Source organism: Polynucleobacter sp. 78F-HAINBA (assembly GCF_018882325.1).
In the GTDB taxonomy this organism is placed as follows: Bacteria; Pseudomonadota; Gammaproteobacteria; order Burkholderiales; family Burkholderiaceae; genus Polynucleobacter.
On sequence record NZ_JACVOQ010000003.1, the window covers coordinates 234,185 to 259,454 of the forward strand.

The following is a 25,270-nucleotide window of genomic DNA, read 5'->3' on the forward strand; positions in this document are numbered from 1 at the left end:
GATATGAGTCACGCACAAAATATTCTATTTCTTTGTTCTGGCAACTCCGCAAGATCGATTATGGCCGAGGCTTTAGCTACGACACTCAGTCACGGCCGCTTTATTGGTTATTCTGCCGGGGCAAAACCAGTTGGTGTAGTGCATCCCATAGCAATCGAGTTAATTAAGCCAATGGGTTACCCGTTAGAGATTTTGAGAAGTAAAAGTTGGGATGAGTTTGGACGTGAAGGTGCGCCCAAGATGAACTTTGTTATTACTCTGTGCGACTCCGCAGTAGGGGAGGACTGTCCATATTGGCCAGGGCGCCCATCAACCGCGCATTGGGGCTTTCCAGACCCTGCCGCAGTTGAGACTGGTGATGAGGCAATGCTCCATGCTTTTAAGCAGGTAGAAATGGGTTTACGTAATCGAATTGAGTTGCTAATGGACTTGCCTATAGACAAGCTTGATCGATTTGAGATCAAAGAACGACTCCAAAGTATTCATCACCGCATTAAGTTTGCAAAATAGCAAAATGACATCGAAGCATTCCTTAATCTTCTTACCTCCCAATAGACATGTTTAATTTATCTCGCTTAGTTGCCTTATTAATATTCTCGTTGCAATTAGGTGTGGCGAGTGCAGCAGCACTTTATCCGATTGATAATGCCGCAATTTTGCTGGGATCCCAATTTGATATCAAAATTGAGTTCGATGGAGCAGCTACGCCGGAAGAGTTAGAAATCCAGCTGAATGGGGCTCCCATTTCTAAGCTTGTTAAACAGCAGCCCACTTTCATTTCTATTGAATCGGGAAAGGGTAGCTCCTTAATTTATCGTGATGTTCAATTAAATCAGGCTGGAAAATACATCCTGACTGCAAAATCTAGCCAACAAGCCTTACAGGTTTCCTGGGATGTCTATGCTAGCGGGCCGAGGAGGGTTAAGAATGTCATCCTATTTATTGGCGATGGTATGACTATTGCAAATCGAACTTCAGCACGTGTATTTTCAAAAGGAATCTCTGAAGGGAAATATCAAGGCAAGCTGTCATTCGACGATATGCCCAATACTGCCTTGATCGGTACATCCGGCTCCGATTCTTTGATAACGGATTCAGCAAACTCAATGAGTGCATACACAACCGGTCACAAGACTGCCGTGAATGCAATGGGCGTTTATGTGTCCAGGGCTTCAGATAACTTGTCTCATCCGAAGGTTGAGACAATCGCAGAATTAATCAAGCGTAAAACAAAAATGTCAGTTGGCATAGTTTCAGATGCTGAGCTTCAGGATGCCACTCCTGGTGCGCTAGTTGCCCACACCCGAAGACGGGCTGATAAATCCTATATTGCCGATCAACTTCTGGCAAGTGGGGCGGAGGTCATCTTAGGTGGTGGCTCCGCTTATTTTTACCCTCAGTCCAATAAGGGTTCAAAGCGCAAGGATGAGAAAAATCTTGTCGAACAATTTAAAGCTAATGGCTATGAGATTAGCTTTGATAAAGACGAGTTAATTAAGGCTGGAAATGCCGCAAGCACCAAAAAACTATTTGGTGTTTTTCATCCTGACAATATGGATGGATCGCTAGACCGATTCTTTTTGAAGAAAAATACTGTCGAACAATATCCAAATCAACCTGATCTAACGGATATGACAAGATCTGCCATCAATGTACTGTCCAAAAACCCAAATGGTTTTTTCTTGATGGTTGAGGCCGCCTTGATTGATAAGTTTAACCACCCCTTGGATTGGGAGCGTGCGGCTTTTGATACCATCATGTTGAGTAATGCGGTACAAATTGCTAAAGACTTTGCGAAAACCCATCCTGATACATTAATTATTGTGACCCCAGATCATACGCACAGTGGATCCATTAGCGGTGTTGTTCATGATGCTAAGCCAGGACCTTTGCGGGAAAAGGTTGGTGTGTACGCGGAGGCGGGTTATCCAAACTACCCTAAGGCCAACGTGGAAGGTTATCCGAACCAGATTGATGTCTCTAAGCGTTTGGCATTCTTTTATGGAAATTATCCTGATCACTATGAGACCCTTCATCCTAAGCTTGATGCTACGTTTAAGCCGGCAGTGAAAGATGAGGCGGGCAAGTATGTCGCCAATCCTAAGTACATTCAGATGCAAGAGGATGCAATCCATATGCCAGGCAATTTACCTTCAAACCAATCGGTTGGTGTTCATACCGCAGATGACGCTGTACTTAATGCCATGGGCCCTGGTTCGGAAAAGTTTCGGGGCTTTATGGATAACACCGAGGTGTTTAGGGTTATGGTTGATACCCTAGGTCTAGGAAGTAGTAAATCTAAATGAGCGTATTAGCTTGATGGAGTTCTTAAATAATATTAACTTGATCTCGTTGGCTGACACGGCTGTCAGTCTTTCGGCTGCCTTTATTTTTGGTGGGTTCATTGGGCTTGAGCGCCAATTTCGTCAACGTACCGCAGGCTTAAGGACCAACATTCTGGTCGCCTTAGGGGCCGCAATATTTGTGGATGCAGCAAATAGATTGGTGGGGCATGAGGGCGCCGTACACGTTATGGCCTATGTTGTTTCGGGCATTGGTTTCTTGGGCGCTGGCGTCATCATGCGCGAAGAGGGCAATGTCCGCGGAATCAATACCGCGGCCACGCTTTGGGGTTCTGGAGCGGTGGGTGCGCTGGCTGGTGCAGACCTGATTTTGGAGGCAGCCTTGGCTACATTATTTGTTTTAGCTGCAAATACATTGCTTCGCCCCATGGTGGGCCTGATTAATAGCCAACCTCTAGACACAGAGTCTGTTGAGGTTACAAATTCCGTTTACATCATTACTCCAAAATATTCCCAAAAAATAGCTCTAAAGTACTTTATTGAGGCCCTAGAAGCTGCTGGATATCAAACTCGGGATATTGAGGTTCATCAGTTTGGTAATGATGATGTCGAGATTCAGGCGGTATTGACCGCTACAGCAGTTGATGGCCTTCAAATGGATGGGTTGATTGCTAAATTAGCTGGTCTAGATTACGTTAGTCAAGCATTCTGGAGTCCAAGCACAACTGACTAGTATTCCTCTCCCTTTCATATCGCGTTGTCTTGTTCCTGAAACATTAGGAGTTCAGTATTCAAAAGGTGAATACTTTATCTAAAAACCAGCACTCCATCATTACCTGTCCTACCTGCCAAGGTCATGAGATTCTTGAAATCCCCAGTGGATATTCTCAGCATCTCTATCGCTGCCCGTCTTGCAGCATCATTCTTAAGCCAAAGTCTGGTGATTGCTGTATTTTTTGTAGTTTTGGTAGTCTTGATTGCTCAAGCTCGGAGCAAAACTTAGCGGCTTAGATAATTACCAGTAGACTACGGCTTGGTTTCATGAATGTGTCACGTTATTTTCATAAAATAGACATATTCAAATAAATTAGCCTAGTTATTGGGAATATTTTGGCCCTTTTTAAAGACTTCTCCGCAAAACAATCCTCTGACTTGGTCGCAGCTGTCGATTTAGGTTCCAATAGTTTTCGCATGTTGGTGGCCCAAGTTGTTAAGACACCTTCTGGTACTCAGCTTCGTCCAATCGATACGCTGCGCGAATCTGTCCGCCTTGCGGCTGGATTGACCGATAGCAAGCTATTGGGCAATGACGCCTATCAGCGGGGCATCTCAGCTCTTCATCGCTTTGGGGAGCGTATTAGGGGTTTTGACCCCTCTAGGGTTCGAGCGGTTGCTACCAATACATTGCGAGTGGCCAAAAATGCCGCGAATTTTGTCCGGGATGCTGAAGAGGCTCTAGGTTTTCCCATTGAGGTGATTGCCGGTGTAGAGGAAGCTCGACTGATTTATATTGGGGCAGCCCATGAGGTTTCATCGGTCCAAGGAAATCGTTTGGTAGTTGATATCGGCGGTGGCTCGACTGAGTTGATCATTGGCAAGGGATACGAGCCAAAGCTGATGGAAAGTCTTTATATTGGTTGCGTTTCCCACAGCTTGCGCTTTTTCCCAAAAGGTAATATTGATGCGCATGCCTTTAAGGAGGCCGAGTTGGCTGCGCGCCGTGAGATTCAGGTGATTTCTGGCGCCTATTTAAAAAGCGGTTGGAAGCAGGTCATTGGCTCATCTGGTACAGCACGTGCCTTAGCTGATTTGATTGCTGAAAATAATTTTAATTGCCATGTCGATGAAGGTCTGACTATGGGTCGTGTTAATGGCTCCAGCGGATTAATCACGCGTGATGGCCTCAAGGCCATGAAAAAACATCTGCTCAAATATGAGCACATAAGCCAAGTTGAGTTACTTGGTCTTAAGGATGATCGACGTGCCGTTTGGCCTGGCGGTTTGGCGATTATGATTGCCGTCTTCGATGAGCTTGGTATTGAGAGTATGGAGGTTACCGATGCCGCTTTACGTGTTGGTGTCCTGTATGACTTATTGGGGCGCTCGCAACATGAGGACATGCGCTTTGTGACGGTAGAACAATTTATGCAACGCTATGCTGTAGATCGGGATCAGGCAAGGCGAGTAGGGCACCATGCTGCAGAATTTTTAGCTCAATTGCCAAAGCCTGACTCTGAAAGTAGATCCGACAACATTGCACTACTTCAGTGGGCTGCCAACCTTCACGAAATTGGCCTTTCGATTTCTCATAATGGTTATCACAAGCATTCTGCATATATTGCTGGTAATGCAGATATGCCAGGATTTTCTAAGAACGATCAAGCCAGATTGGCTGCGCTATTAATAGGGCATACCGGAAAGTTAGGAAAGTTGGCCAATAACCCCAGCTTCAAAGATTGGCGCATGCTATTTTGCTTGCGTTTAGCCCAGGCCCTATGCAGAGGCAGAAGTGATGTTAATTTGCCTAAAGTTAAAGTGTCTGAGCATGACGGATCTTACTTAGTTAGTCTCTCGAAAGACTGGGCAAGAGAGCATCCCTTAACTGAATTTAGTCTACTAAAAGAAGCCGCCGAATGGGATCGTATCGGCCGGCCATACAAAGTAAGTTTGAAGTAATTGATTAGGGGGTGTTCAACCCCCTAACTTTCTTACAGGCCCAAGAAATGCTTCGCGTAACGTGGATTAATTTCTGAAAGGCGCAGCATTGTCAAAACGTCTGCAGTATTAAAGTCTGGATCCCAAGCGGGTGCGCTACAAATCTTGGCGCCTAATTTGAGGTAGCCCTTAATCAAAGGTGGCGGCTCCACTTCTAGACCGCCGTTTAGTCGGTCCAGTGGTAAGGGTAGGCGAGGGAATGCATGATTTTCTACTGGCGCCATTTGCTCATTGCTCAGAGAGTTATAGAGGCTTGCTGCGAAGTGACCGCCATCAGCCATTGGGATGCTCGCACAACCCAACATGATTTCATAATTATGCTTTTGCATATACTGTGCCAAACCACTCCACAGAGCCATTATGACTGCGCCAGAGCGGTAATCGGCATGTACACAAGATCTGCCAAGCTCAACCATCTTTGGGCGTAAGTGATTTAAGCGTGATAAATCAAACTCAGAATCAGAGTACAGGCGACCAATCTCCATAGCCTTATGTGGTGGGAGAACGCGATAGGTTCCTACTACCTTGAGTGACTCTTGATCGCGAATTAGGAGATGATCGCAATAGGCATCAAACTCATCAACATCGAGACCCTCAGAATTGGCCGGTAGGTTTGCGCCCATCTCCTCTGCAAATACCTTGTAGCGCAAGCGCTGAGCTTCTTTAATTTCACTTGGATTACTTGCCCAGGTGATTTGAAAGGCAGGGCGTTTAGGTTTTGAAGTTGCCTTATCGACTTGAATAGGCTCTATCGCTGTTAATTCAGCGCGAGTTCGCAAGGCAAATTTTTTGCCAAATAGCTTTTTAGCAATCTTTTTGGAAAATAACTTCTTAAGCGCTTCGGCTTTATGTTTTTTTAATTTTCTTGGTTTACCTTCAAAACGGGAATTGAAGATATCGAATGCGCCTAATGGGTTTGGAATATCAGACATAGTTTTCCTTAATGTGTATTTTGAGATCGTAAGTGCACTGCATGACTAATTGATGACAAGCGGTATGCAAATCGTTGCCCAGAATGCAGTTGCAATGAGAAGGGAGAGCATGACAGCGGCTGACCCAAAATCTTTAGCTCTTTTGGAGAGATCATGATGATCAAATGAGATCCGATCAATTGCTGCTTCAACGCTGGAATTGAGTAGTTCAACTACCAAAACCATAATTAGTGAAGAGATGAGGGCGCATTTCTCAAGAGGGCTAATGGGCAAGAAAAATGCAATAGGAGAGAGTACGGCTAGTAAAGTCAATTCTTGTCTAAATGCACTCTCTTCTTTGAATGCGTATACAAATCCACACCACGAATTTTTTGCTGCATACCAGGCTCGAGCGAACCCACGATTTCCTTTGTGTGGATTTTGATTAATGTTGTAAGGTGTAGTCAAAGTAAACCTTAGGCTAATGCTGTAATGTGAACTTCTGTTGACGGTACTGGCTTAAGGTGATTTGCGAACTGCTCGGATGCTGCGCGCCAGGAGAACTTCTCGGCATGCGCTCTAGCGACTTCGCGAGGAATTTTCAAGGCCTGAAGGCAGGCTTCCCGGAGATCTTCATGCATTGCACCAGCTGGCGAGCTCCCTAGGACATCAATTGGACCGGTTACTGGGTAGGCGGCCACTGGCGTGCCGCAGGCCATCGCTTCGAGTAAAACCAAGCCAAAGGTATCGGTCTTGCTAGGAAATACAAATACATCAGCTGCCGCATAAACCTTGGCTAATTCGTGTTGTTGCAAGACGCCAAGATAATTAATGTCAGGATACTGTTCCTTGATGCCGGCCATGGCAGGGCCATCGCCAACAACCCATTTTGAGCCCGGAAGATCAATCTCTAGGAAGGCGTTGATATTCTTTTCAACTGCAACTCGACCAACGTAGAGAAAAATGGGGTGTGCTGTATTGAGCGCCTTGGAGTCTTGCATTTTGAAGATGTCCAAATCTACGCCACGTGACCACAGTACAACATTCGATAGGCCATATTTCTCTAGGTCATCCTTCACCACAATCGTTGGCGCCATTACTGCCATAGATGGACCGTGGAACCAGCGGATAAAGGCATAGGTGATGCCGAGCGGGATGCCTGTGCGGGCCTTGACGTATTCAGGGAATCGAGTGTGGTAGGCGGTTGAGAATGGGAGTCTATTCTTCACCGCATAGGAGCGTGCTGATAAACCTAGGGGACCTTCCGTTGCAATATGCATTGCATCTGGAGCAAATTCTTTAATGCGTCGAGCTACTTCCTTTCCTGGAAATAGGGAGAGGGCAATATCTGGGTAAGTAGGGCAGGGAATTGATTTGAATCCATTTGGGGTGATCATCTCAACCTCATGACCCATTGCAATTAATTCAGCACGAGTTTGTTTTAGTGTTCGCACCACTCCATTTACTTGTGGATCCCATGCGTCAGTAATGATCATAATTTTCATAAGGCAGCCTCTTTAATGAGAGATTCAACAACGGGTTGGAGAGTAATTTCGGGGCTTACAACTGGGTCGCCCTTGATGTGAGTCCAGTAAATGATTTTGAGTTCGCCGGTTGTCGTTTCAACAAGCGCAGAAAGGCTTTCAACCCAGTCGCCATCGTTGCAGTAAAGGAGTCCATCGATCTCACGAATTTCAGCTTTGTGGATATGACCACATACCACGCCATCACAATCGCGTAAACGCGCTTCTCTGGCCATGATGTGTTCGAAATCGGCTATGTAACTTACTGCGTTTTTAACTTGATGTTTTAAGTATTGCGAAAGAGACCAATACTGCAGGCCCATTTTGACCCGCAGCATATTGAAATAGCGGTTGATATATAAAATAAAGGAGTAGAGAGAGTCGCCTACATAAGCTAGCCACTTTGCGTATTGCATCACACCATCGAACAGATCACCATGGGTAACCCAGAGTTTTCTACCATCTAGCGTTGTATGAATAACCTCTTCTTGAACTTTAATATCGCCAAAAGACATGCCGAAGTATTGACGTGCAGCTTCGTCATGATTACCAGGGATGTAAATGACCTCGGCACCTTTTCGGGCTTTACGTAGTAACTTTTGGACTACGTCATTGTGGGCTTGAGGCCAGTAAAATGATTGCTTAAGGCGCCAGCCGTCGATAATGTCCCCGACCAGATAAAATTTATCTGCCTCATTGTGTTTTAGAAAATCGAGAAGGTAGTTTGCCTGACACCCTGATGTTCCTAGGTGTACATCTGAAATCCAGATAGCTCTGTAATGCATCATGATTAAGCATTAAGCCTACTCAATATGTATGCATCATGACACTTTTAAGTCAGTTTGATGACTTGATTTATATTGTTGTTTCTATATGAATAAATTACCACCGACCATACATTTGCAACAGACCTCTAAATTCTTGAAGCTTTGTCATTGGTTCCAAATAGGGGCACACGTTCTTAGCGGGGTTTGCACTCTCTCTTTTGTCTTTCCATTTCTCAAGAGGCCTCATAAAGATCAAAAAATTCAACTATGGTCAAAGCGTCTCTTAAAAATATTTAATATCCATCTATCCATTCAGGGAGATCAGTTATTAATGGATTCTCCTTATCTAATGGCATCTAACCATATTTCATGGATAGATATTCATGTCATCAATGCGTTCAAGCCCATTAGGTTTGTGGCTAAGTCGGAAGTAGAGGGGTGGCCAGTATTTGGGTGGATGGCTAAACAACTTGGCACCGTATTTATTCGCCGGGATAGCTCTCGCCATGCAAGACAGGTGGTTGGTCAGATGGCCAAGGTTTTGCAAACCGAATCGATTTGCATCTTTCCTGAGGGCACCTCTACTGTTGGAGAGTGTGTTTTGCCATTCAGGCCCAATTTATTTGAGGCGGCAATTGTTTCACGGGCCCCAGTTTTTCCTCTGGCGATCCAATATATTTCCAAGTCCACTGGAGAGCGAAGTGAAGCCCCGGCCTTTGTTGGTGATATGGGCTTGTTGGAGTCGATGGCCAACATTCTGAGTGCGCGTGATTTGCAGGCTACTTTGACAGTTTTGCCACCTTACGAGCATGACTTAGAGTCATCCTTTGATAGGAAGCAGCTAGCAGCCCATGCTCAGGAGCTGATTGCAAAGACCATTTAGCTGCATTTGTAATAAAAGTGTCATATCCTTGGGATACAAAGCTAGTATCGGTTTGAGGAAAAAATGACATCAAAACACAAAGAGATGGCTGAGTGGTATCAGCGTGCACAAGAAGAAATCTTGGATAGCATGGATGAAGAGCTCGAAATGGAGCTCGATGATGATCGCCTGTCGCAGGACGGTGGCAGTAGCTCCATTATTCCGCGAAACGTTTACTTTAAGGAGCTATTTCGTCTTCAAGGTGAATTAGTAAAGCTCCAAGATTGGGTTGTTGAAAATAAACTTAAGGTGGCCGTCTTGTTTGAAGGCCGCGACTCTGCGGGTAAGGGCGGGGCTATCAAACGTATTACCCAGCGACTCAATCCCCGTGTTTGTAAAGTAGTCGCGCTGACCGCACCTAGCGAACGTGAAAAGACCCAGTGGTATTTTCAGCGTTATGTATCCAATTTACCCGCAGGCGGTGAAATCGTTCTCTTTGACCGTAGCTGGTATAACCGAGCAGGTGTTGAGAAGGTCATGGGATTCTGTACCGATGATGAGTACGAAGAGTTCTTACGTACGGTTCCCGAGTTTGAGCGCATGATCATTCGCTCAGGGATCATATTAATTAAATATTGGTTCTCAATTTCAGATGATGAGCAGTACAACCGCTTCATGATGCGTATCCATGATCCCTTGAAGCAGTGGAAGTTAAGCCCAATGGATCTCGACGCACGTCGTCACTGGGAAGCTTATACAAAGGCAAAAGAGACCATGTTAGAGCGCACCAATATCCCTGAGGCGCCGTGGTGGGTGGTTGCTGCAAATGATAAAAAGAAGGCGCGCTTAAACTGCATCTCTCATCTACTTGATCAGATTCCTTACAAAGAGATTGATCATCCGGAAATCACTCTGCCGGCACGTGTTCATAATCCAGACTACTTGAGGGGTCCAGTTCCTAAGGATATGTACGTCCCTGAGATCTACTGATCTTGCTTAGATAGTGTTAACCTCTCATCAATATGAGGGGTTAACCGAATGAAATCCAAGCTAGCAATTACCAATAGAGAATTTAAGCTTCTCATCAAGCCGCAGGGTCTTGATCGAAGAAGCAGGATTACAGCTTTAAGTGATCAGATCCTTCAGTTTTGCAAGAAAAGTAAAGTAGAGTTTTTCCATCTGGATAACGCTACTACAGGGCTGCGTAATATCTATTTTTACGATACTCCTGGCGAAGATTTTCGACGCAACAATATTATTCTGCGCGTCCGTGAATCGCGACAAAACATCTGGGTCGATGATTGGTGTGAGGTAACTCTAAAGTGCCGGACTCAAGACCTTGCCCAATCCCATCGATTTGATCCGTCGCCAAAGAAAAGCATGAAATCCAGATTGCGACTTAAGGAAGAGATTCTGAGGGGTGATGCTGTGGGCTCAACAAGATCAATTTATTCGAATAACGCTATTCTTGATGCGGTGCCTATCGATAGTTTATTTGATCGGTCTCTTGCTAGTGCTATTAAATTCTTTCCTGGTTTAAGCACTCTATCTATCAACAAGCAGGAGCCTCTTCGAATTGTTGGTGGACGCACTAATAAAATTTTAGAAGCATGCTTGCCAATTGGTAATTTAGTTTTTGGCGATGGTGTTCAGGCACATTGCGAGATAGCGATTTGGATGAAAAGTGTAGGCGACCCGATTGTTGGCGAGCTTGCTTTTTCATATCGCGTTAATGATGCTAATAGAGGTCAGGCAAAGGCTCATAAGCGAGCAGATAAGTTTTTTAAAAAACTTCAGGTTGAGCTATCAAGCTGGCTTGAGATTGGAAGCACTAAAACGGCCTTAGTCTATGGAAGGCCGGAGTAAGCATGAGTGCTGATGTTGAGTTGAGCGTTAAAAAGACCCCACAATTATTGGATCTTTTTATCCAATTTCTCATCGTTGGCGCTGTTAGTTTTGGGGGCGGAATTATTGCTTATGAACGGATCTTATTGGTCGAGAAGCGTAAGTGGCTTTCTGCCGATGAATTCATGGCTTATTTAGCCATTAGTCAAACGATGCCAGGACTTAACTCCGTCAATTTGGCTGTACTTGCTGGCGATCATTTCCGTGGATTTCTAGGGGCGCTGATAGCAAGCTTAGGATTAATTCTTCCAGGATCTATCTTTGTTTTACTCATTGGCATCATTTATGTTGGCGCTGCTGATCACCCCTTGATGAATTTTGTCTTAGCCGGTATTGCGGCAGCTGCAACAGGCCTTTTAGCAGCCATTACCTACAAAATTGGCAGTGATCACTGGCGACATTTAAAGTCTTTGCTCATCATTATTTCTACTTTTCTGTTGATGAGTGTTATGAAGCTATCTTTGCCATACGTGATTTTGATCATGGCGCCGATTTCTCTCTATCTTTATCGGCCGAGTGTAAAACAGTGAGTTCATTGATTCAGTTGGCACTCAGCTTTTCTTTGCTCTCTATTTTGGCGGTAGGGGGTGGTACTGCGGTGTTGCCTGAGATGCAAACATTGCTTGCGCATCAGTTTGGTATTGACCATACTCAATTTGTTCACATCTACAGTATTGGCCAATTAGCGCCTGGACCCAATATGTTGATGGTTCTGGTCATTGGCTATCAAGTTGCCGGGCTAGTTGGGGCGGGAGTAGTACTCCTTTCCTTTTTCTTGCCATCTAGCTTCCTATGTTTTTATGTGGGCCGCCTTTGGAATCATTTTGGTGAAAATCCTTGGAGACGATCTATACAAAATGCATTAGAGCCTATTTCAATTGGCCTAATGGGCTCTGGAGTCTATGCCGTTGGCAAGGCATCTCTAGTTAGCGGGATTACTGCAGCACTTGCTTTGATGAGTTTTTACCTGATCCTCAGAACCAAAATAAATCCAGTATTGGTGATCTTGGGTTCTGGAGGATTTGGTGCAGTGCTGATAGCTTATCTGACATAGTCTAGGGCCTAAAACGTACCCCGCAACCCAATCATCAGGCTCCTGCCGGGTTGGGGTGCATACAATCTCACGGCCATTGGTGTAGTGGCATAACGAATTTGCTCATTGAGTAAGTTCTTTAAGTTCATATACACAGTCCAATTCACATCCTTAATTTTCTCTGTATAAGAGATCCCTGCATTTAGGAGGTTGTAGCTGGGTGCTGGACCCTGTTCCCATGCCGCCAATCGATTTTGTTGATAGCTATAGATATAGCTAGCATTAGTAAGCCAGCCATTGCGTTGATGAGCAATTTCTGCGCCTAAACGTGGAGCCGGCTGGAGGGGTAAATTTCCGCCCGCATCAAAAGTGCCTTGAGAGGCATCACCAAATATGCGCCCACCGACACCATGTTGTTGCCAGTTATAAGTGAGCTCACCCTCAATACCTTTAATGGTTGCAGCCGCTTGTTGGGCTGTGACTACGCTAAAGCCATCACCTTCCTGACCGGGATTGTTAATTGCTGCGCCTGTGTAATAACCATAGATGTAATTATTGAAGCGATTTGCGTACACACTTGCTTTGCCGCGCATTAAGCCGCTATTTTTCTGAATGTTGAACTCTAGGTTATGGGAGGTCTCTTTGGTGAGGTTGGGGTTGCCAATGTCGAATGTGGCGGTAGATTCATGCGCACCATATGAGTAAAGCTCTTGAGCGCTTGGAGCACGTTGGGTGACCGTATAGGCGACTCCAGCACCATGACCTTGCATAAAGCTCCACAGGCCACCCGCAGAGTAGGACATGAGATTAAATTTACGATTCTGCAAGGCAATGCTGGGTGTTGTTCCGGTAGGATCAACTGTGGGCTGGGGATCCAAGGTCGTTCCTAGATTAGGATTCTGCGCAACGTTGTTGTAACGCAGACCTAAATTACCTTGTAGAGAATTCCATTTGCCTTCCTCAATCCAAAACAAGGCATTCGAGTTGGTCTTGGTTGGCGGAACAATCGCGTAACTCCCTGTGCCAACTTCGGTGGCGTTTAAAGAGGCTGCAGATACTTGCGCCCCGAAGGTGCCTTTCCAACCAGCCAGTGGATTGTGGGCAAGCTCAAAGCGAGCTTCATTGGCAATGTTCTTCCATAGAGATGCTGCTTCGCCCACATTATTAAATTCGGTATGGTTGTAATTGGAGTTAGCGGCACTAAATTTAAAAGAGGAGAAGCCATCAAATGGATCACGCGTTTGATGTTGCAGGTCATATCGATTTTGCGACTGATTAATCGATCCACCCTCAGGCGTTGGAATGCCGTAATTATTATTGAGACGCTCAACTGAAACGCCCGTATAACCATTCTGTCCGATATAGGAAATACCCGCGCCTAAATTATTCTGATTGCTAAAAGAGTTAGGCAACTTACCGCTGTAATTGTTTCCGCCATCACCGCCTGGCGGGATGCTCCACCCAGCAGCAGGCTCACCTTGTGATTGGGTTGAGTTGCCTGGTATACGGTAATTATTGGCATTGTTAATTGCGGTATCCACGTGAACCGCGACAGATCCAAAGGCACCATCCACCTCAACCGAACCCGCTCTGCCATTGTTCACTGTTTCGTAGCTGGTATTGACTGCACCCGTGGGTCTATCCGGTAAGTTGGTGAGGATGCGGTCATTCACTACGTTAACTAATCCACCGCTGGAGCCTGACCCATAAAGAAGTGCGGCTGCGCCGCGCAAGATCTCGACTTGATGGGTATTTTGCATGTTGTTTCCAACAGCATGATCCTGAGAGATGTTCGAGACATCGCCAACTGACAGACCATTTTGCAAAATCTGAACACGAGAGCCTTCAAGGCCACGAATGACTGGGCGAGATGATCCAGCGCCATAGCCTGTTGCGGATACACCTAGCTCATTAGCCAGTGTTGCGCCCAATGTTGTGCCTAGCTTGTTTAACAGCTCATCACCTTGCAAAATCTTAGTCGGCGTCAAAATACTTTGCGTTGCCTCTTGAGATCCAGTGGCTGTTATCTCTAAAGAGGGCTGAGATTGTGCAAGCGCGGAAGTGCTAATCAGTCCTGAAACTAAAACAGAGATTAGCTTGTGCTTAGCCAATGGCTTATCGATTTGATGCATAGTGTTTCCTTCATTCCAAATGCGCACAGCATATTCACTGGCGCAATAAATCTAGAGGCCAAACAATTCAGTTTGGCGAGTCAGGCGATTTACAGAATGAAGCTAGGGGGAGCTCTAGATTGATATAGCCCAATATGAATTCGGGCTGGAGGGGATTCATTGGATGCCAGTTGTGCTTCATGAAAGAAGTTGCTGCCAATAAATAAGTTGGGTGTTGAGGCAACGAAGCCCGCAAGCGTGAGTGCGTCTAATAGATGACAACTTGCAGTGCTATGACCAAGGGTGGGGGCTTGATCTGCGCAACTCAGTTCGATGTTTTGGTGGTGTATTCCGGAGTGGGCAATACCATGTGCAAAGCCAATCCAGTGAGTGCCTATTAAGCTGGCAAGCAAAAAGCTCAGGGCGATCCATCCCCGGAATTGCTTGTTCAATTTGCTTAAAAATAAGGCGCTCATGCACCAAATCTTACAGTATTTGCCCTTGTAGGCCATCTCAGTGTAGAATATCGATTCCGTCGGAGTGTAGCGCAGCCTGGTAGCGCACCTGCTTTGGGAGCAGGGGGTCCAAGGTTCGAATCCTTGTACTCCGACCACTTTCTCTTTGTTTTACGTTTTCAGTCCCAGTACACACTGCCTATAGCTCAGCTGGATAGAGCAACGCCCTTCTAAGGCGTAGGTCGCACGTTCGAATCGTGCTGGGCAGGCCAAACTCTCCTGTTCTACCCAGCCCACAAGCTCCCCGCTTTAAATTCCCATTTCCGCGAAGACTTCCTTGGCGCATCTAAAACTATCAATCGCTGCCGGTACACCACAGTAGATTGCCGTCTGCATTAGGATTTCACGAATCTCGTCTTTCGTAAGACCATTATTAATCGCGCCTTTGAGGTGTAACTTGAGTTCATGAGGGCGGTTGAGTGCGGTCAGCATCGCTAGGTTAATCATGCTCCTAGAGCGCCGATCTAAGCCGGGTCTATTCCAGATTGCATTCCAAGCAAACTCAGTAACCAACTCTTGCATGGGCATATTAAATTCGCCCGCATTCTTGATGGAGTTATCCACATACTCCGACCCCAGTACCTCTCGGCGAGTTTTCAGGCCTTTTTCAAATGCTTCTTTATTCATCTTGATCTCCTGTGGTGTTGTCATATTGAATCGATTCTATATATATTGCCACTATTCATGTACAACTGTTTAGCCTAGAATGACTTCAATGAAAATCATCGCCCCTATGCGCATTGCCACTCTCTTTTTTGTGCTCGCTCTGTTAAGCGCCTGTACCGTTGATAAGCTCGAGGCAAGACTTCAGGCGGACCCTGAATGCAAACCAATCATGAATGCTAAGACTGGCGCTTTAATGCCTTGTCCTGGGACTGATAAGCAATTTTATAAATCTATCCCTGCCTTAAACGTGAGTGCGCCTAAGGCAACTCCGGCTGCAGTGACGCAATCATCTTCAGCTGCCGTAACGCCAAGCCCAAAAGCAGCTACTGCACCAGTTGAGTGCAAGCCACAGCTTCACCAAAAGTCGGGAACTCTCATGCCTTGCCCGGCACCATAGAACGCTTTAAATCCTGATTCCAAATGAGGCGTATGATCGGATGAAACTAGCTCAAGAGCTAATGTCAATCACACCACATACTGGATAAGAAATGAACAAATTAGGCGCTTTAGTTGCAGCAATCTCTGTGGCTACTTTATTGGCTGCTTGTAGTAATACTCCTAAATTGGCCAGTCAGCCAATGCCGAAGTCAGGTTTCTTGCCAAATTACTCCGTGCTTGTGCCTATGGCTACTTCTGAAGCAGATACTCGCATCTGGAGATATCGTAAGGGTGGCGTTAATCCAGGCTCATACACCGCAGTGATTTTGGATCCAATTTATTTAAATCAGAACGCTACTAAGGAGATTTCTCCAGAGGCGATTAGTCAGGCGCAGATCGCATTACAGGATTCAATGGTGAATGCGGTGAACGGCCGTGGAAACATTAAGATCGTAAATCAACCAGGCCCTGGCGTAGCTCGTATCTCTGTAGGTATTACCGGTGCAGAAAGTTCAACAGACAGCTTGCAGCCATGGAATTTCACGCCGATTGGTTTGGCGATGAACGCGGCAGCTTATGCTGGCGGTGTTAACTCTAAAACTCCAGCGATGTTAGTAGAGAGCAAGATTACCGACAGTCAAACCAAAGAAGTAATTGGTGAAGGCTTGGTAACTATTCAGGGTGAATCATTCCGTACCGGTGGTGGTTCAGTTGAATCCTTTGTTGCAATGGCTAAGAAGGTAGTTAAGGTAGCTATGGAAACTTCTGCTGATCCAAGAGCAACTGCTAGTAAATAAATATGCGAACTCTCATTAAATACCTTGGACTGATCGGCGCAGCAGCATTTGTATTTGTAGTAGCCCCTGCGCGAGCTGATGACGCCTCACGTAATAAAGAAATTCAAGAACGCTTTGCTAAATGCGATACCAATCGTGATGGCAAGCTGACTCTTGATGAGGCAAAGGGTTGTATGCCTCGGATCTATGATCATTTCAGTAGGATTGATGCGCAGGGTAAGGGTTATGTGACGGTTGCTGAAATTGAAGTTATGGCTGCAAGGTAATTGGCAATAGATTGATAGAATGAAAGGGCCTCGAAAGAGGCTCTTTTTTATTGGAGCAAATCATGTCCTATGTAATTGAAGGTTTTAAAGAGTCCATCGTGACGGTCCCCTCTGTAGATGGGCCGATTGAAATTGCTTGCCAGACTGCGGGCTCAGGACCAGCGTTGCTATTACTTCATGGCTTCCCTCAAACTAAGGCTATATGGAGGCATGTCGCCTCGGAATTGGCAAAACGGTTTTCGGTGGTTGTGACTGATCTTCGAGGTTATGGCGCTTCATCAAAACCAGTGGGCGCACCTGATCATTCAACATATTCAAAGAGATCCATGGCTGCTGATCAGCATGCTGTGATGCAAGCGCTTGGGCATAAAAAGTTTTCTGTATTGGGTCATGACCGAGGCGGGCGGGTATCGCATCGCTTGGCGATGGATTTCCCTGAAAGTGTGGAGCGTTTGATGGTGCTCGATATTTCTCCAACGCTGACGATGTATGAGAATACGACCATGGAATTTGCCAAAGGCTATTGGCATTGGTTTTTCTTGATCCAGCCTAATCCGATTCCAGAAACACTGATTGGTGCCAATCCCGAGTTCTGGCTCAGAAATCATATGGGTAGACATGCTGGTACCGCAATTTTTGATGCGCAATCGTGGGCAGAGTATCTAGCGGGTGCAAGTAATCCAGAGTCTATGCATGCTATGTGCGAGGACTATCGTGCTGCAGCATCAATTGATTTAATTCATGATCGAGCAGATAGAGATGCTGGAAAAATGCTGGCGATGCCTTTGAGAGTTCTCTGGGGTGAACATGGCCTGGTTTCTAAATGCTTCACTCCAATCGAAGATTGGAAGAGAGTGGCGAAAACCGTCTCTGGGAAAAGTGTTCCATCCGGTCACTACATCCCTGAAGAGTTGCCTCAAGAGCTTCTTGCTGAGGCAGAATTATTTTTTACTTGATGGATCTACGGATATAGCTTGGGTAGCTTTTTAGAGTTTGCTGGCCAAGTTAAAACAATCTTTGGATCAATCTTGAGAATTTTCTTGTCTTTCTCTGGATAAGAAAATCTTGATAACAAATCCGCAATCAGATTGAGGTGTGCAAGCTTTTTATCGTTTGCATTAATGACGGTCCAAGGTGCATCTGATGAGCTAGTTTGCTTGAGCATTTTGTCTCGAGCATCCGAGTAAGCGCCCCACATCTTTTGAGCTTTCTGATCTATAGGGCTAATCTTCCACTGCTTCAGAGGATCTTTTTCCCGATCTTTGAGTCTCTTGGCTTGCTCTTCCTTGGAGATATCTAGGTAGTACTTGATGATCTGAATATTGGATCTTACAAGCAAGGATTCAAAATCATTCACTGTTGCCATGAATAATTTGTATTGATCATCGGTGCAAAACCCCATTACTTTTTCAACACCGGCACGGTTATACCAACTTCGATTAAAGAGGACGGTTTGACCGGATGAGGGTAGCTGTGCAACATAGCGCTGAAAGTACCATTCATGCTCCTCAAGAGAGGAGGGGGCCGCCAGGGCAACAACCTTAGTGTCTCTAGGGCTTAAATTTTCAGTAACGCTTTTAATGCTTCCATCTTTGCCCGCAGTATCACGCCCCTCAAAAATTACTAGGATGCGTTTACCGCTTTGAATAATGTGGCGCTGTAGTTTGACTAATTCAATTTGAAGAAGTCGTAAGTCTGCCTCGTAAGTATCCTCGGAAATCAGTGATTTACTCACGGGCAGCCTTTAGATTTCGCTTAATGATTATTAAGCGGTTGTTGCTGGAGCTACTTTTTTAGCTACTACCTTTTTGGCAACTGCTTTTTTAGCCGGAGCTTTCTTAGCAGGAACTTTTTTGGCTGGAACTTTTTTAGCTACTACCTTCTTGGCAACTACTTTTTTGGCTGGAGTCTTTTTCGCAGCAACTTTCTTTGCCGGTACTTTTTTAGCCGGAGTCTTTTTCTCCAGCTTATCCAATGCTTTTGCTAGCTTGTCAATCAGCTTCTCTCTTTCGGCTTCCAGCTTGTCCAATTTTTTCAATAATTGCTTTACTAACTTTTTTTGACTCATGATGTATTCCTTTGAAGAGAGTGCTATTTGTTAAAACTTGCTAAAAGGCTTATGCCTATCCCCCTGATGCTACGTTTTATTGAGTGGAGTTTCAAGCGATTGTGACAGTCGAAGTCATATTTAATTTGATGCTAAATTGGGTCAATATGTTTAAGACTTTATTTTCTCTTCCTCGAACGGTCTGGCTCATTGGGCTAATTAGTTTTGTCAATGACGCTGCCAGCGAGATGCTGTATCCCTTGATGCCTCTATATCTTGCTACTGTACTCATGGCTGGACCAAAGGCGCTGGGCTTAATTGAGGGGATTGCTGAAGCTACCTCCAGCATCTTTAAGTTGGTTTCCGGCGTCATTGTTGACCGTACAAAAAAGACAAAGCCTTGGATTGTGATCGGCTATTTTTTGGCTGGTATTGGGAGGCCTTTAGTTGCAATTGCAAATTCATGGACATGGGTTTTATGTATTCGATTTACGGATCGTCTTGGCAAGGGCTTGAGAAGCTCCCCGCGAGATGCATTATTAGCGGAGAGTGTTGCACCTAATCAACGTGGCATTACATTTGGGCTGCATCGTTCAATGGATAATGCGGGCGCTGTGCTCGGACCTCTAATTGCAGCATTTTTGCTTTCGATGCAGGTGCCCTTGAGAGATATCTTTCTATGGGCGATTGTTCCTGGGATTATTGCGGTTGGTTTGGCTCTTTGTCTGAAAGAGCCAGAGCGGGAGCAAGCTGTAGTGCAGCCATTCTCCTGGTCTCTACAAGGATTACCTCCGCAATTTAAGCGTTATATTTTGGTTGCTGGTATTTTTGCTCTAGCAAACTCATCTGACATGTTTCTCTTATTGCGAGCAAGGGAGCTTGGTGTTCCTCAAGAGCAAATTCCATTGCTATGGGCTGCCATTTCTTTGATCACAACTATTTTCGGAACTCCGCTTTCATCCTTATCGGATCGCTTTAGTCGTAAAAATTTCATCTTGATTGCCTGGAGTGCTTTTGCCTTCTTTTATATCGCAATGAGTTTTTCTGGCATTTCTTTGTGGATGCTCTGCGGGCTATTTGCAATCTATGGATTATTCAAGGCTGCGACAGAAGGTGTTGAGAAGGCGCTGGTGGCAGACTTGGCTCCAAAGGGAATGGCTGGTACAGCTTTTGGTTGGTTTAACCTTATCTCAGGATTGATGCTGCTCCCAGCCTCATTGATATTTGGATGGCTTTATGAATCCTTTGACCCTAGTTATGCATTTCTGTTTTCAGGCTCGTGCGCTGGCCTAGCTTTTCTATTGCTCGGCTTTTGGGTTTTTGGACCCCCAGAAACACAAAACCCCAGATAAATACCTCATCTGGGGTGATTGGAAAGCTAAGGGCTCTGCAGAGTTATTCCGGGTGGAAGTTATTGCTAGCCATAAAGCTGATGGTGCGCTCAAAGCCTAAGATTCGGATATAGCGCCAAGCGATATCGCGGTATTTGCTATCTAAATAGCCGATCGCGACCTCAGGCGTCCTTTTGGACAAGTCGATTTGTTGAATTGCACGGGCCCAACGTTTGAGTCTTGTTGACATATTTGCCACCTCCATGACCATACAACGCATGGAAAAGTGGCTGAGATGACAGGAATAAGTAATATTTTTGAAGAAATTAACAAAAACCAGTCAAATCAACCATTTTTTGCCCTCTAAGCCTGTTTTTCAGCCTCAGCCAACTCCTTTTTTGCCGCTTTGGCCCGCGCTTTGATCGGTTTGAGGTAGATCAGTAGGCAAACAAAGGCAACCGTTCCTAGGGTAGTTTCTAGGGCGGCCATCCAAAAATTAGCCCCGGTTTCCAAAATCCGGACTAAGCCTTCGGTGATGTAGAGCAAGATCAGCATCGAAGCCCATTGCATGGTGTAGACATTGCCTTTCCATAGGCCTGGAATAGCAAATAACAGGGGGATGGCTTTTAGAATGAGCCATGAGCCACCAGGTCTGAGCGGAGAGATAAACCATTCCCAGGCTATGCAGAGAATGAACAAGTCAACAAAAGCTGCAGTTGCGATGAACTGATATGGATTTTTGGAGAGCCAGCTTTTGAACATGAATTGCCTTTAGATAAGTTTGAGGGCGGTCAGTGCCAGGCGCTTACCTTGGGCAATGGCTAAGCGTTGTTCTTCGGCGCTAACGGGTGCTCTGCCGTCAGCATGTGCAAGATGAGTTACGCCATAAGGACTGCCACCGGTTGAGGTGCTCATCAGATCGGGCTCGCTATACGGAATACCCATAATCATCATGCCGTGGTGAAGCAGGGGAATCATCATGGTGAGTAGGGTGCTTTCTTGTCCGCCATGCAGGCTGCCTGTGCTGGTAAAGACGCAAGCAGGTTTACCAACGAGAGCGCCATTCATCCACTCGGAGGAGCTGCCATCCCAAAAGTATTTCATCGGGGCGGCCATGTTGCCAAAGCGAGTTGGGGATCCAAGTGCTAAACCAATACATTCTTTTAAATCTGAATACTCAACATAAGGGGCGCCATCTGCTGGGACAGCAGCTTCGGTAGATTCGCAAACGGTGGAGATGGCCGGGACTGTGCGTAACCGGGCATTCGCTCCTGGAACGCTTTCAACGCCCTCAGCAATTAGGCGTGCCAAGTCTCGGGTGGCTCCGTAGCGTGAGTAGTACAAAACTAAAATGTCAGATTGGCTCATATGGTTCTCTTATCTCTTATGATATGGGCGATGCGCCTCATTCAGAATCCTCAATTATGGCTCTCTCTTGGAAAAGAGATATGGGAGCGCAATCGTGGCCAAAATCTGAAGCAAGTTGCTGCCAGTTTGGCCTTTACGACTACGCTTGCCTTGGTTCCGATGTTGACAGTGGCCTCGATTCTGATTGGCTACTTACCCAGCGTAGTCAGGATTAAATATGCCTTTCAGGCATGGCTTCTTGATACCTATATGCCTGGCGGCCTAAATCAGCAGGTCTTTAATTATTTGGATCAATTTTCAGCGCAGGCCAAGGGCCTTACCTTGATTGGTTTAGTTGGCCTGGTGATTACGACCATCATGACCATGGCGGTGATTGAGAGCGCCTTTAATCAGATCTTTCGAGTTACTCAAAGTCGACCCATCCTGAAGAAGATTGCTATCTACTCTGCAGCAACTATATTGGGACCTATTCTGCTGGGTATCGGGACTTACTTGAGCGGTCTTTTATTTAGTGCTGCGGAGGGATGGACTGAGACGCTGAGTTTTGGCTTAGGTTTATTTGCAACAGTAGTTCCAGTGCTGCTGGCAATGTCCGTATTCTCGGTTGCCTACAAAATTCTCCCGTATGCGCAAATCCAGTGGCGTGACGCTTTGAGTGGAGCCTTCTTTGCGGCGCTGACTTTTGAGTTGATGAAGTTTGGCTTTGGCCTGTTTCTAACGAATGTAGCCTTTTACAAAACGGTCTATGGTGCCTTTGCCATCTTCCCATTGGCGCTTATCTGGATTTACCTGACTTGGTGGATTACCTTGGCTGGCGCAGTCCTGGTTGCCAACCTCCCCAGTATTCGGAGTGGGGTGGTTAGGGTTATTCGTTACTGAAATCCCTTGCTAGACCCTTGATTCCTTGGGGGCTTAAGAATATATTGTTTAAATAAGAACTCATTGCTGGAGACCATATGAAAGTTTGTGACATATTGCGCGTAAAGGGCAGCACACTATTTACAGTGGCGCCAGACACTGCCTTACAAACGGCCGTCTTGGTAATGAGTGAGCACGATATCGGTTCTTTGGTTGTCATGGAATACGACAAACTCGTGGGCATCCTGACGTTCCGTGAAGTGATTGCAGCATTAGCAAAACACCACGGTCAATTGGATGACCTGAAGGTGAAGGGCGTCATGAATGCCAAGCCGCTTACCTGTAATATGGAAACCGAGATTGATGAAGTGCGCCGGATGATGCTAGTGGAGCATGCCCGCTATCTGCCGGTTATTGATCAAAAGATGCTGATGGGCGTGATTTCTTTCTATGACGTGGCTAAATCGGTGGTTGAGGCTCAAGACTTTGAGAACACCATGCTCAAGGCTTATATCCGCGACTGGCCAGAAGAGGCCCAAAAGGCCTCCCCGTAAGCAGCCTAGCCTGATAGCACTGACAAATGACATAATGTCGATATGTCAGGAAATACTTTAGGCCTCCTCTTTACTGTCACCACTTTTGGTGAATCCCATGGTCCCGCGATCGGCGCTGTTGTTGATGGTTGCCCTCCAGGAATGTCTTTATCTGAAGCAGATTTGCAGATTGACTTGGATCGTCGCAAACCAGGAACTTCGCGTCATGTGACTCAGCGTCAAGAGGCCGACAGGGTTGAAATTCTGTCTGGCGTTTACGAAGGTAAAACTACCGGCGCGCCAATTGGATTGTTGATTCGAAATACCGATCAACGCAGCCAAGACTACGGCAACATCCTGCAAACATTTAGACCTGGCCATGCGGACTATGCCTATCACTATAAATATGGTTTACGAGACCCTCGTGGTGGCGGGCGCTCTTCAGCAAGATTGACTGCACCTGTAGTGGCTGCAGCAGCAATTGCGAAGAAGTGGTTGAAAGAGCAATATGGCACTGAGTTTTATGGCTACATGAGTCAGCTCGGTGAAATTGAGATTCCATTTAAAGATGCGGCCCTAATTGAGAGCAATCCTTTTTTTGCCGCCAATACCGATATCGTTCCTGAGTTAGAGGCTTATATGGATTCACTGCGTAAAGCAGGGGATTCTTGTGGGGCGAAGATTGAGGTACGGGCGCGTAATGTGCCTATTGGATTGGGTGAGCCTTTATTTGATAAGTTGGATGCTGATATTGCGCATGCCATGATGGGTATCAATGCTGTTAAGGGCGTAGAGATTGGTGCCGGCTTTAAGTCGGTAGCGCAACGCGGTAGCGAGCATGGTGATGAGCTTCATCCAGATGGATTTGCTAGCAATCATAGTGGCGGCACTTTAGGCGGCATCAGTAGCGGCCAAGATTTGCGTGTATCGATAGCAATCAAGCCAACCTCTAGTATTTTGAGTCCAAAGCAATCAATTGATTTGGATGGCAATCCTATTACTGTGCAAACCAAAGGTCGTCATGATCCTTGTGTCGGCATTCGGGCAACGCCGATTGCTGAGGCGATGTTAGCCTTAGTGTTGATCGATCACGCTTTGCGTCATCGCGCTCAGTGTGGTGATGTGAAGCATGCTGTTCCTCCGATACCAGCGGCACGTCCCGGCTCTGCAACTGATTAATAACAATATTCAGCTAAGAAAAAGAAAATGACACCTTCAGTGCGTTGGGCCTTCGGGTCCTTTTTCTTTTTATATTTCGCTTACGTTGGCTTAGTTTCTCCCTATGCCAGCCTCTTTTTTCTTGATCGTGGTTTTAGCGTTATTGAGATCGCAGTCTTAATGTCCATGCTGCAAATTACACGAATAGTCGGCCCATTCTCTTGGGGATGGTTATCTGACTATCTCTCAGATCGCATCGGGATCATTCGCTTTTGCGCCTGCTTGGCTGCAGTCACTTTTTTATGTATCTTTTTCCTGCAAAGCTACATTGCATTCTTCATTTGGATGTTTGTATTGCACACCATCCTCAGTAGTCTAATGCCCTTAGGTGAGTCGGCTACGGTACACGCTTTATTTAAAGACAATTCATTTGATAAACGTTATGGCCGTTTGCGCCTATGGGGCTCAATTGGTTTTATTGCCATGGTCTTATTTGCCGGTGAATTATTTCAGCGAAAAGGTATTGAGCTTTACCCTATTGTGGGCGCGGTAATTTTGGTCTTCTTGGCACTAGTTACTTTTCGCTTGCATGAGCCAAAGATGGAGCGTCGCAAGATGGTGAAGGGCGAACTCCTGATTGTTTTATTTAATCCTGATGTGCGCTGGTTCTTGCTCTCTGGATTTTTTATGATCTTTGCGCATGCTGCTTTGTATGTGTTCTATTCACTGTACTTAGCGGATCTTGGCTACGATAAATTTCAGATCGGTTTGTTCTGGGCATTAGGCGTTGGGGCCGAAGTGATCTTCTTTTATTTCCAGAGCAAAGTACTAAGTCGCTTAGATGCTGAAGTCGTTTTGCAAATCGCTTTTGGTATTGGTGTGTTCCGATTTATCTTGATTGCATTCTTCCCGGTGACCTGGGTATTGATTCTGGCTCAGCTAATGCATGCGGGTACTTTTGGTGCCCATCATAGTGCGGCCACAAAGCTACTACAACGATGGTTTACTGGCCCACTGCAGGCGCGAGGCCAGGCATTAATGGCAACAGTATCTTATGGCTTGGGTGGAACGCTAGGGGGCTTGGTTGCTGGTTGGTTATGGGATGCTACTCAGCCACGCAATGTATTTGTAATGTCGGCTTTGGCCTGTGGTCTAGCAGGTATGGCGATTGGGAAACTACGTCCACGCCACTACCCAGCTAGATAGCAAAAAACTCAAAAAAC

31 protein-coding genes and 2 tRNA genes are annotated in these 25,270 nt (G+C 45.9%); 21 read left to right on the plus strand and 12 right to left on the minus strand.

Features of this window, described 5'->3' with window-relative positions:
* Positions 1 to 3: 3 nt before the first annotated feature.
* The 5 genes from ICN11_RS04815 to ppx all read left to right on the plus strand — a co-directional run bounded on the left by ICN11_RS04815 (position 4) and on the right by ppx (position 4,979).
* Positions 4 to 510 (plus strand): arsenate reductase ArsC, encoded by a 507-nt coding sequence (locus ICN11_RS04815; protein WP_216229396.1) that lies wholly within the window; start codon positions 4 to 6, stop codon positions 508 to 510.
* A gap of 47 nt (positions 511 to 557) precedes the next feature.
* Positions 558 to 2,306 carry an alkaline phosphatase gene (locus tag ICN11_RS04820; RefSeq protein WP_216229397.1) on the plus strand — a complete coding sequence of 583 codons (1,749 nt, stop codon included), beginning with the start codon at positions 558 to 560 and terminating at the stop codon, positions 2,304 to 2,306.
* A gap of 13 nt (positions 2,307 to 2,319) precedes the next feature.
* Positions 2,320 to 3,036, plus strand: a complete 717-nt coding sequence (locus tag ICN11_RS04825; RefSeq protein WP_216229398.1) for an MgtC/SapB family protein — start codon at positions 2,320 to 2,322, stop codon at positions 3,034 to 3,036.
* A gap of 65 nt (positions 3,037 to 3,101) precedes the next feature.
* A complete protein-coding gene (locus tag ICN11_RS10780) occupies positions 3,102 to 3,314 on the plus strand; it encodes a GDCCVxC domain-containing (seleno)protein (RefSeq protein WP_083893709.1) in 213 nt (70 codons plus the stop codon).
* Positions 3,315 to 3,413: 99 nt separating this feature from the next.
* Positions 3,414 to 4,979, plus strand: coding sequence for an exopolyphosphatase (gene ppx, locus ICN11_RS04835; protein ID WP_255539883.1), 1,566 nt, complete (start codon positions 3,414 to 3,416; stop codon positions 4,977 to 4,979).
* Positions 4,980 to 5,011: 32 nt separating this feature from the next.
* Here the strand turns inward: ppx and ICN11_RS04840 are convergent, their stop codons facing one another.
* The 4 genes from ICN11_RS04840 to ICN11_RS04855 are packed head-to-tail and all read right to left on the minus strand — an operon-like array spanning position 5,012 to position 8,240.
* Positions 5,012 to 5,950, minus strand: coding sequence for a GNAT family N-acetyltransferase (locus ICN11_RS04840; protein ID WP_255539884.1), 939 nt, complete (start codon positions 5,948 to 5,950; stop codon positions 5,012 to 5,014).
* A gap of 45 nt (positions 5,951 to 5,995) precedes the next feature.
* Positions 5,996 to 6,397, minus strand: a complete 402-nt coding sequence (locus tag ICN11_RS04845; RefSeq protein ID WP_216229400.1) for a diacylglycerol kinase — start codon at positions 6,395 to 6,397, stop codon at positions 5,996 to 5,998.
* Between the two features lie 8 nt (positions 6,398 to 6,405).
* Positions 6,406 to 7,434 (minus strand): glycosyltransferase family 1 protein, encoded by a 1,029-nt coding sequence (locus ICN11_RS04850; protein WP_216229401.1) that lies wholly within the window; start codon positions 7,432 to 7,434, stop codon positions 6,406 to 6,408.
* On the minus strand, positions 7,431 to 8,240 hold the full coding sequence (locus tag ICN11_RS04855; protein ID WP_015420981.1) for a UDP-2,3-diacylglucosamine diphosphatase: 810 nt from the start codon (positions 8,238 to 8,240) through the stop codon (positions 7,431 to 7,433). The genes ICN11_RS04850 and ICN11_RS04855 overlap by 4 nt, the downstream gene beginning before the upstream one ends.
* Before the next feature lie 85 nt (positions 8,241 to 8,325).
* Here ICN11_RS04855 and ICN11_RS04860 point away from each other — a divergent pair, with 85 nt between their 5' ends.
* The 5 genes from ICN11_RS04860 (at position 8,326) to ICN11_RS04880 (ending at position 12,040) form a co-directional block, all read left to right on the plus strand.
* Positions 8,326 to 9,102: a 1-acyl-sn-glycerol-3-phosphate acyltransferase gene (locus ICN11_RS04860; RefSeq protein WP_216229402.1), complete on the plus strand. Its 777-nt coding sequence runs from the start codon at positions 8,326 to 8,328 to the stop codon at positions 9,100 to 9,102.
* A gap of 63 nt (positions 9,103 to 9,165) precedes the next feature.
* Positions 9,166 to 10,071, plus strand: coding sequence for a polyphosphate kinase 2 (gene ppk2, locus ICN11_RS04865; protein ID WP_216229403.1), 906 nt, complete (start codon positions 9,166 to 9,168; stop codon positions 10,069 to 10,071).
* Between the two features lie 48 nt (positions 10,072 to 10,119).
* Positions 10,120 to 10,947, plus strand: a complete 828-nt coding sequence (locus tag ICN11_RS04870) for a hypothetical protein (RefSeq protein WP_216229404.1) — start codon at positions 10,120 to 10,122, stop codon at positions 10,945 to 10,947.
* A 2-nt stretch (positions 10,948 to 10,949) separates the two neighbouring features.
* Entirely contained in the window at positions 10,950 to 11,516 is a 567-nt protein-coding gene (locus tag ICN11_RS04875; RefSeq protein ID WP_216229405.1) for a chromate transporter, read from the plus strand.
* Positions 11,513 to 12,040, plus strand: coding sequence for a chromate transporter (locus ICN11_RS04880; protein ID WP_216229406.1), 528 nt, complete (start codon positions 11,513 to 11,515; stop codon positions 12,038 to 12,040). Before ICN11_RS04875 ends, ICN11_RS04880 begins: the two co-directional genes overlap by 4 nt.
* 8 nt (positions 12,041 to 12,048) lie before the next feature.
* On the opposite strand, the gene ICN11_RS04885 is transcribed toward ICN11_RS04880, so the two are convergent.
* Together ICN11_RS04885 and ICN11_RS04890 are read right to left on the minus strand one after the other, a co-directional pair.
* Positions 12,049 to 14,151 (minus strand): TonB-dependent receptor, encoded by a 2,103-nt coding sequence (locus tag ICN11_RS04885; protein WP_216229407.1) that lies wholly within the window; start codon positions 14,149 to 14,151, stop codon positions 12,049 to 12,051.
* 89 nt (positions 14,152 to 14,240) lie between these two features.
* A complete protein-coding gene (locus tag ICN11_RS04890; protein ID WP_216229408.1) occupies positions 14,241 to 14,606 on the minus strand; it encodes a hypothetical protein in 366 nt (121 codons plus the stop codon).
* A gap of 60 nt (positions 14,607 to 14,666) precedes the next feature.
* On the opposite strand from ICN11_RS04890, the gene ICN11_RS04895 reads away from it, so the two are divergent.
* Positions 14,667 to 14,743, plus strand: a tRNA-Pro gene (locus ICN11_RS04895).
* 37 nt (positions 14,744 to 14,780) lie between these two features.
* Positions 14,781 to 14,857, plus strand: a tRNA-Arg gene (locus ICN11_RS04900).
* Between the two features lie 37 nt (positions 14,858 to 14,894).
* On the opposite strand, the gene ICN11_RS04905 is transcribed toward ICN11_RS04900, so the two are convergent.
* Positions 14,895 to 15,272 carry a carboxymuconolactone decarboxylase family protein gene (locus ICN11_RS04905; protein WP_216229448.1) on the minus strand — a complete coding sequence of 126 codons (378 nt, stop codon included), beginning with the start codon at positions 15,270 to 15,272 and terminating at the stop codon, positions 14,895 to 14,897.
* Positions 15,273 to 15,360: 88 nt separating this feature from the next.
* Between ICN11_RS04905 and ICN11_RS04910 the strand changes: the two genes are divergently transcribed.
* The 4 genes from ICN11_RS04910 (at position 15,361) to ICN11_RS04925 (ending at position 17,708) form a co-directional block, all read left to right on the plus strand.
* Entirely contained in the window at positions 15,361 to 15,708 is a 348-nt protein-coding gene (locus ICN11_RS04910) for a hypothetical protein (protein WP_255539885.1), read from the plus strand.
* A 91-nt stretch (positions 15,709 to 15,799) separates the two neighbouring features.
* Entirely contained in the window at positions 15,800 to 16,486 is a 687-nt protein-coding gene (locus ICN11_RS04915; RefSeq protein ID WP_216229409.1) for a DUF3313 domain-containing protein, read from the plus strand.
* A gap of 2 nt (positions 16,487 to 16,488) precedes the next feature.
* Complete coding sequence (locus ICN11_RS04920) at positions 16,489 to 16,752, plus strand: hypothetical protein (protein WP_216229410.1); 264 nt, start codon at positions 16,489 to 16,491, stop codon at positions 16,750 to 16,752.
* 62 nt (positions 16,753 to 16,814) lie between these two features.
* On the plus strand, positions 16,815 to 17,708 hold the full coding sequence (locus ICN11_RS04925) for an alpha/beta fold hydrolase (RefSeq protein WP_216229411.1): 894 nt from the start codon (positions 16,815 to 16,817) through the stop codon (positions 17,706 to 17,708).
* A gap of 5 nt (positions 17,709 to 17,713) precedes the next feature.
* Here ICN11_RS04925 and ppk2 (ICN11_RS04930) read toward each other — a convergent pair whose 3' ends face one another.
* Together ppk2 (ICN11_RS04930) and ICN11_RS04935 are read right to left on the minus strand one after the other, a co-directional pair.
* Positions 17,714 to 18,487 (minus strand): polyphosphate kinase 2, encoded by a 774-nt coding sequence (gene ppk2 / locus ICN11_RS04930; protein WP_370623598.1) that lies wholly within the window; start codon positions 18,485 to 18,487, stop codon positions 17,714 to 17,716.
* Positions 18,488 to 18,517: 30 nt separating this feature from the next.
* Entirely contained in the window at positions 18,518 to 18,820 is a 303-nt protein-coding gene (locus ICN11_RS04935) for a serine/threonine protein kinase (RefSeq protein WP_216229412.1), read from the minus strand.
* 146 nt (positions 18,821 to 18,966) lie between these two features.
* Between ICN11_RS04935 and ICN11_RS04940 the strand changes: the two genes are divergently transcribed.
* On the plus strand, positions 18,967 to 20,151 hold the full coding sequence (locus ICN11_RS04940; RefSeq protein ID WP_216229413.1) for an MFS transporter: 1,185 nt from the start codon (positions 18,967 to 18,969) through the stop codon (positions 20,149 to 20,151).
* A 43-nt stretch (positions 20,152 to 20,194) separates the two neighbouring features.
* On the opposite strand, the gene ICN11_RS04945 is transcribed toward ICN11_RS04940, so the two are convergent.
* The 3 genes from ICN11_RS04945 to wrbA form a co-directional block, all read right to left on the minus strand.
* Positions 20,195 to 20,380, minus strand: a complete 186-nt coding sequence (locus ICN11_RS04945; RefSeq protein WP_015420997.1) for a hypothetical protein — start codon at positions 20,378 to 20,380, stop codon at positions 20,195 to 20,197.
* A gap of 113 nt (positions 20,381 to 20,493) precedes the next feature.
* Entirely contained in the window at positions 20,494 to 20,892 is a 399-nt protein-coding gene (locus tag ICN11_RS04950; protein WP_216229414.1) for a DUF2069 domain-containing protein, read from the minus strand.
* Positions 20,893 to 20,901: 9 nt separating this feature from the next.
* Positions 20,902 to 21,498, minus strand: a complete 597-nt coding sequence (gene wrbA, locus ICN11_RS04955; protein WP_216229415.1) for an NAD(P)H:quinone oxidoreductase — start codon at positions 21,496 to 21,498, stop codon at positions 20,902 to 20,904.
* Positions 21,499 to 21,528: 30 nt separating this feature from the next.
* Here wrbA and ICN11_RS04960 point away from each other — a divergent pair, with 30 nt between their 5' ends.
* The 4 genes from ICN11_RS04960 (at position 21,529) to ICN11_RS04975 (ending at position 25,253) form a co-directional block, all read left to right on the plus strand.
* Entirely contained in the window at positions 21,529 to 22,377 is an 849-nt protein-coding gene (locus tag ICN11_RS04960) for a YihY family inner membrane protein (protein ID WP_216229416.1), read from the plus strand.
* A 77-nt stretch (positions 22,378 to 22,454) separates the two neighbouring features.
* On the plus strand, positions 22,455 to 22,910 hold the full coding sequence (locus ICN11_RS04965; protein ID WP_216229417.1) for a CBS domain-containing protein: 456 nt from the start codon (positions 22,455 to 22,457) through the stop codon (positions 22,908 to 22,910).
* Between the two features lie 42 nt (positions 22,911 to 22,952).
* Positions 22,953 to 24,068, plus strand: coding sequence for a chorismate synthase (aroC, locus tag ICN11_RS04970; RefSeq protein WP_216229418.1), 1,116 nt, complete (start codon positions 22,953 to 22,955; stop codon positions 24,066 to 24,068).
* Positions 24,069 to 24,095: 27 nt separating this feature from the next.
* Positions 24,096 to 25,253: an MFS transporter gene (locus tag ICN11_RS04975; RefSeq protein ID WP_216229419.1), complete on the plus strand. Its 1,158-nt coding sequence runs from the start codon at positions 24,096 to 24,098 to the stop codon at positions 25,251 to 25,253.
* Positions 25,254 to 25,270 lie beyond the last annotated feature (17 nt).

Bases quoted from the DNA above. Each gene is read 5' to 3' on its own strand.
- ICN11_RS04815 (WP_216229396.1), top strand. From the start codon at position 4: ATGAGTCACGCACAAAATATTCTATTTCTTTGTTCTGGCAACTCCGCA.
- ICN11_RS04820 (WP_216229397.1), top strand. From the start codon at position 558: ATGTTTAATTTATCTCGCTTAGTTGCCTTATTAATATTCTCGTTGCAA.
- ICN11_RS04825 (WP_216229398.1), top strand. From the start codon at position 2,320: ATGGAGTTCTTAAATAATATTAACTTGATCTCGTTGGCTGACACGGCT.
- ICN11_RS04840 (WP_255539884.1), bottom strand. From the start codon at position 5,950: ATGTCTGATATTCCAAACCCATTAGGCGCATTCGATATCTTCAATTCC.
- ICN11_RS04850 (WP_216229401.1), bottom strand. From the start codon at position 7,434: ATGAAAATTATGATCATTACTGACGCATGGGATCCACAAGTAAATGGA.
- ICN11_RS04855 (WP_015420981.1), bottom strand. From the start codon at position 8,240: ATGATGCATTACAGAGCTATCTGGATTTCAGATGTACACCTAGGAACA.
- ICN11_RS04860 (WP_216229402.1), top strand. From the start codon at position 8,326: ATGAATAAATTACCACCGACCATACATTTGCAACAGACCTCTAAATTC.
- ppk2 (WP_216229403.1), top strand. From the start codon at position 9,166: ATGACATCAAAACACAAAGAGATGGCTGAGTGGTATCAGCGTGCACAA.
- ICN11_RS04870 (WP_216229404.1), top strand. From the start codon at position 10,120: ATGAAATCCAAGCTAGCAATTACCAATAGAGAATTTAAGCTTCTCATC.
- ICN11_RS04875 (WP_216229405.1), top strand. From the start codon at position 10,950: ATGAGTGCTGATGTTGAGTTGAGCGTTAAAAAGACCCCACAATTATTG.
- ICN11_RS04885 (WP_216229407.1), bottom strand. From the start codon at position 14,151: ATGCATCAAATCGATAAGCCATTGGCTAAGCACAAGCTAATCTCTGTT.
- ICN11_RS04890 (WP_216229408.1), bottom strand. From the start codon at position 14,606: ATGAGCGCCTTATTTTTAAGCAAATTGAACAAGCAATTCCGGGGATGG.
- ICN11_RS04905 (WP_216229448.1), bottom strand. From the start codon at position 15,272: ATGAATAAAGAAGCATTTGAAAAAGGCCTGAAAACTCGCCGAGAGGTA.
- ICN11_RS04910 (WP_255539885.1), top strand. From the start codon at position 15,361: ATGAAAATCATCGCCCCTATGCGCATTGCCACTCTCTTTTTTGTGCTC.
- ICN11_RS04915 (WP_216229409.1), top strand. From the start codon at position 15,800: ATGAACAAATTAGGCGCTTTAGTTGCAGCAATCTCTGTGGCTACTTTA.
- ICN11_RS04920 (WP_216229410.1), top strand. From the start codon at position 16,489: ATGCGAACTCTCATTAAATACCTTGGACTGATCGGCGCAGCAGCATTT.
- ICN11_RS04925 (WP_216229411.1), top strand. From the start codon at position 16,815: ATGTCCTATGTAATTGAAGGTTTTAAAGAGTCCATCGTGACGGTCCCC.
- ICN11_RS04935 (WP_216229412.1), bottom strand. From the start codon at position 18,820: ATGAGTCAAAAAAAGTTAGTAAAGCAATTATTGAAAAAATTGGACAAG.
- ICN11_RS04940 (WP_216229413.1), top strand. From the start codon at position 18,967: ATGTTTAAGACTTTATTTTCTCTTCCTCGAACGGTCTGGCTCATTGGG.
- ICN11_RS04945 (WP_015420997.1), bottom strand. From the start codon at position 20,380: ATGTCAACAAGACTCAAACGTTGGGCCCGTGCAATTCAACAAATCGAC.
- ICN11_RS04950 (WP_216229414.1), bottom strand. From the start codon at position 20,892: ATGTTCAAAAGCTGGCTCTCCAAAAATCCATATCAGTTCATCGCAACT.
- wrbA (WP_216229415.1), bottom strand. From the start codon at position 21,498: ATGAGCCAATCTGACATTTTAGTTTTGTACTACTCACGCTACGGAGCC.
- ICN11_RS04960 (WP_216229416.1), top strand. From the start codon at position 21,529: ATGCGCCTCATTCAGAATCCTCAATTATGGCTCTCTCTTGGAAAAGAG.
- ICN11_RS04965 (WP_216229417.1), top strand. From the start codon at position 22,455: ATGAAAGTTTGTGACATATTGCGCGTAAAGGGCAGCACACTATTTACA.
- aroC (WP_216229418.1), top strand. From the start codon at position 22,953: ATGTCAGGAAATACTTTAGGCCTCCTCTTTACTGTCACCACTTTTGGT.
- ICN11_RS04975 (WP_216229419.1), top strand. From the start codon at position 24,096: ATGACACCTTCAGTGCGTTGGGCCTTCGGGTCCTTTTTCTTTTTATAT.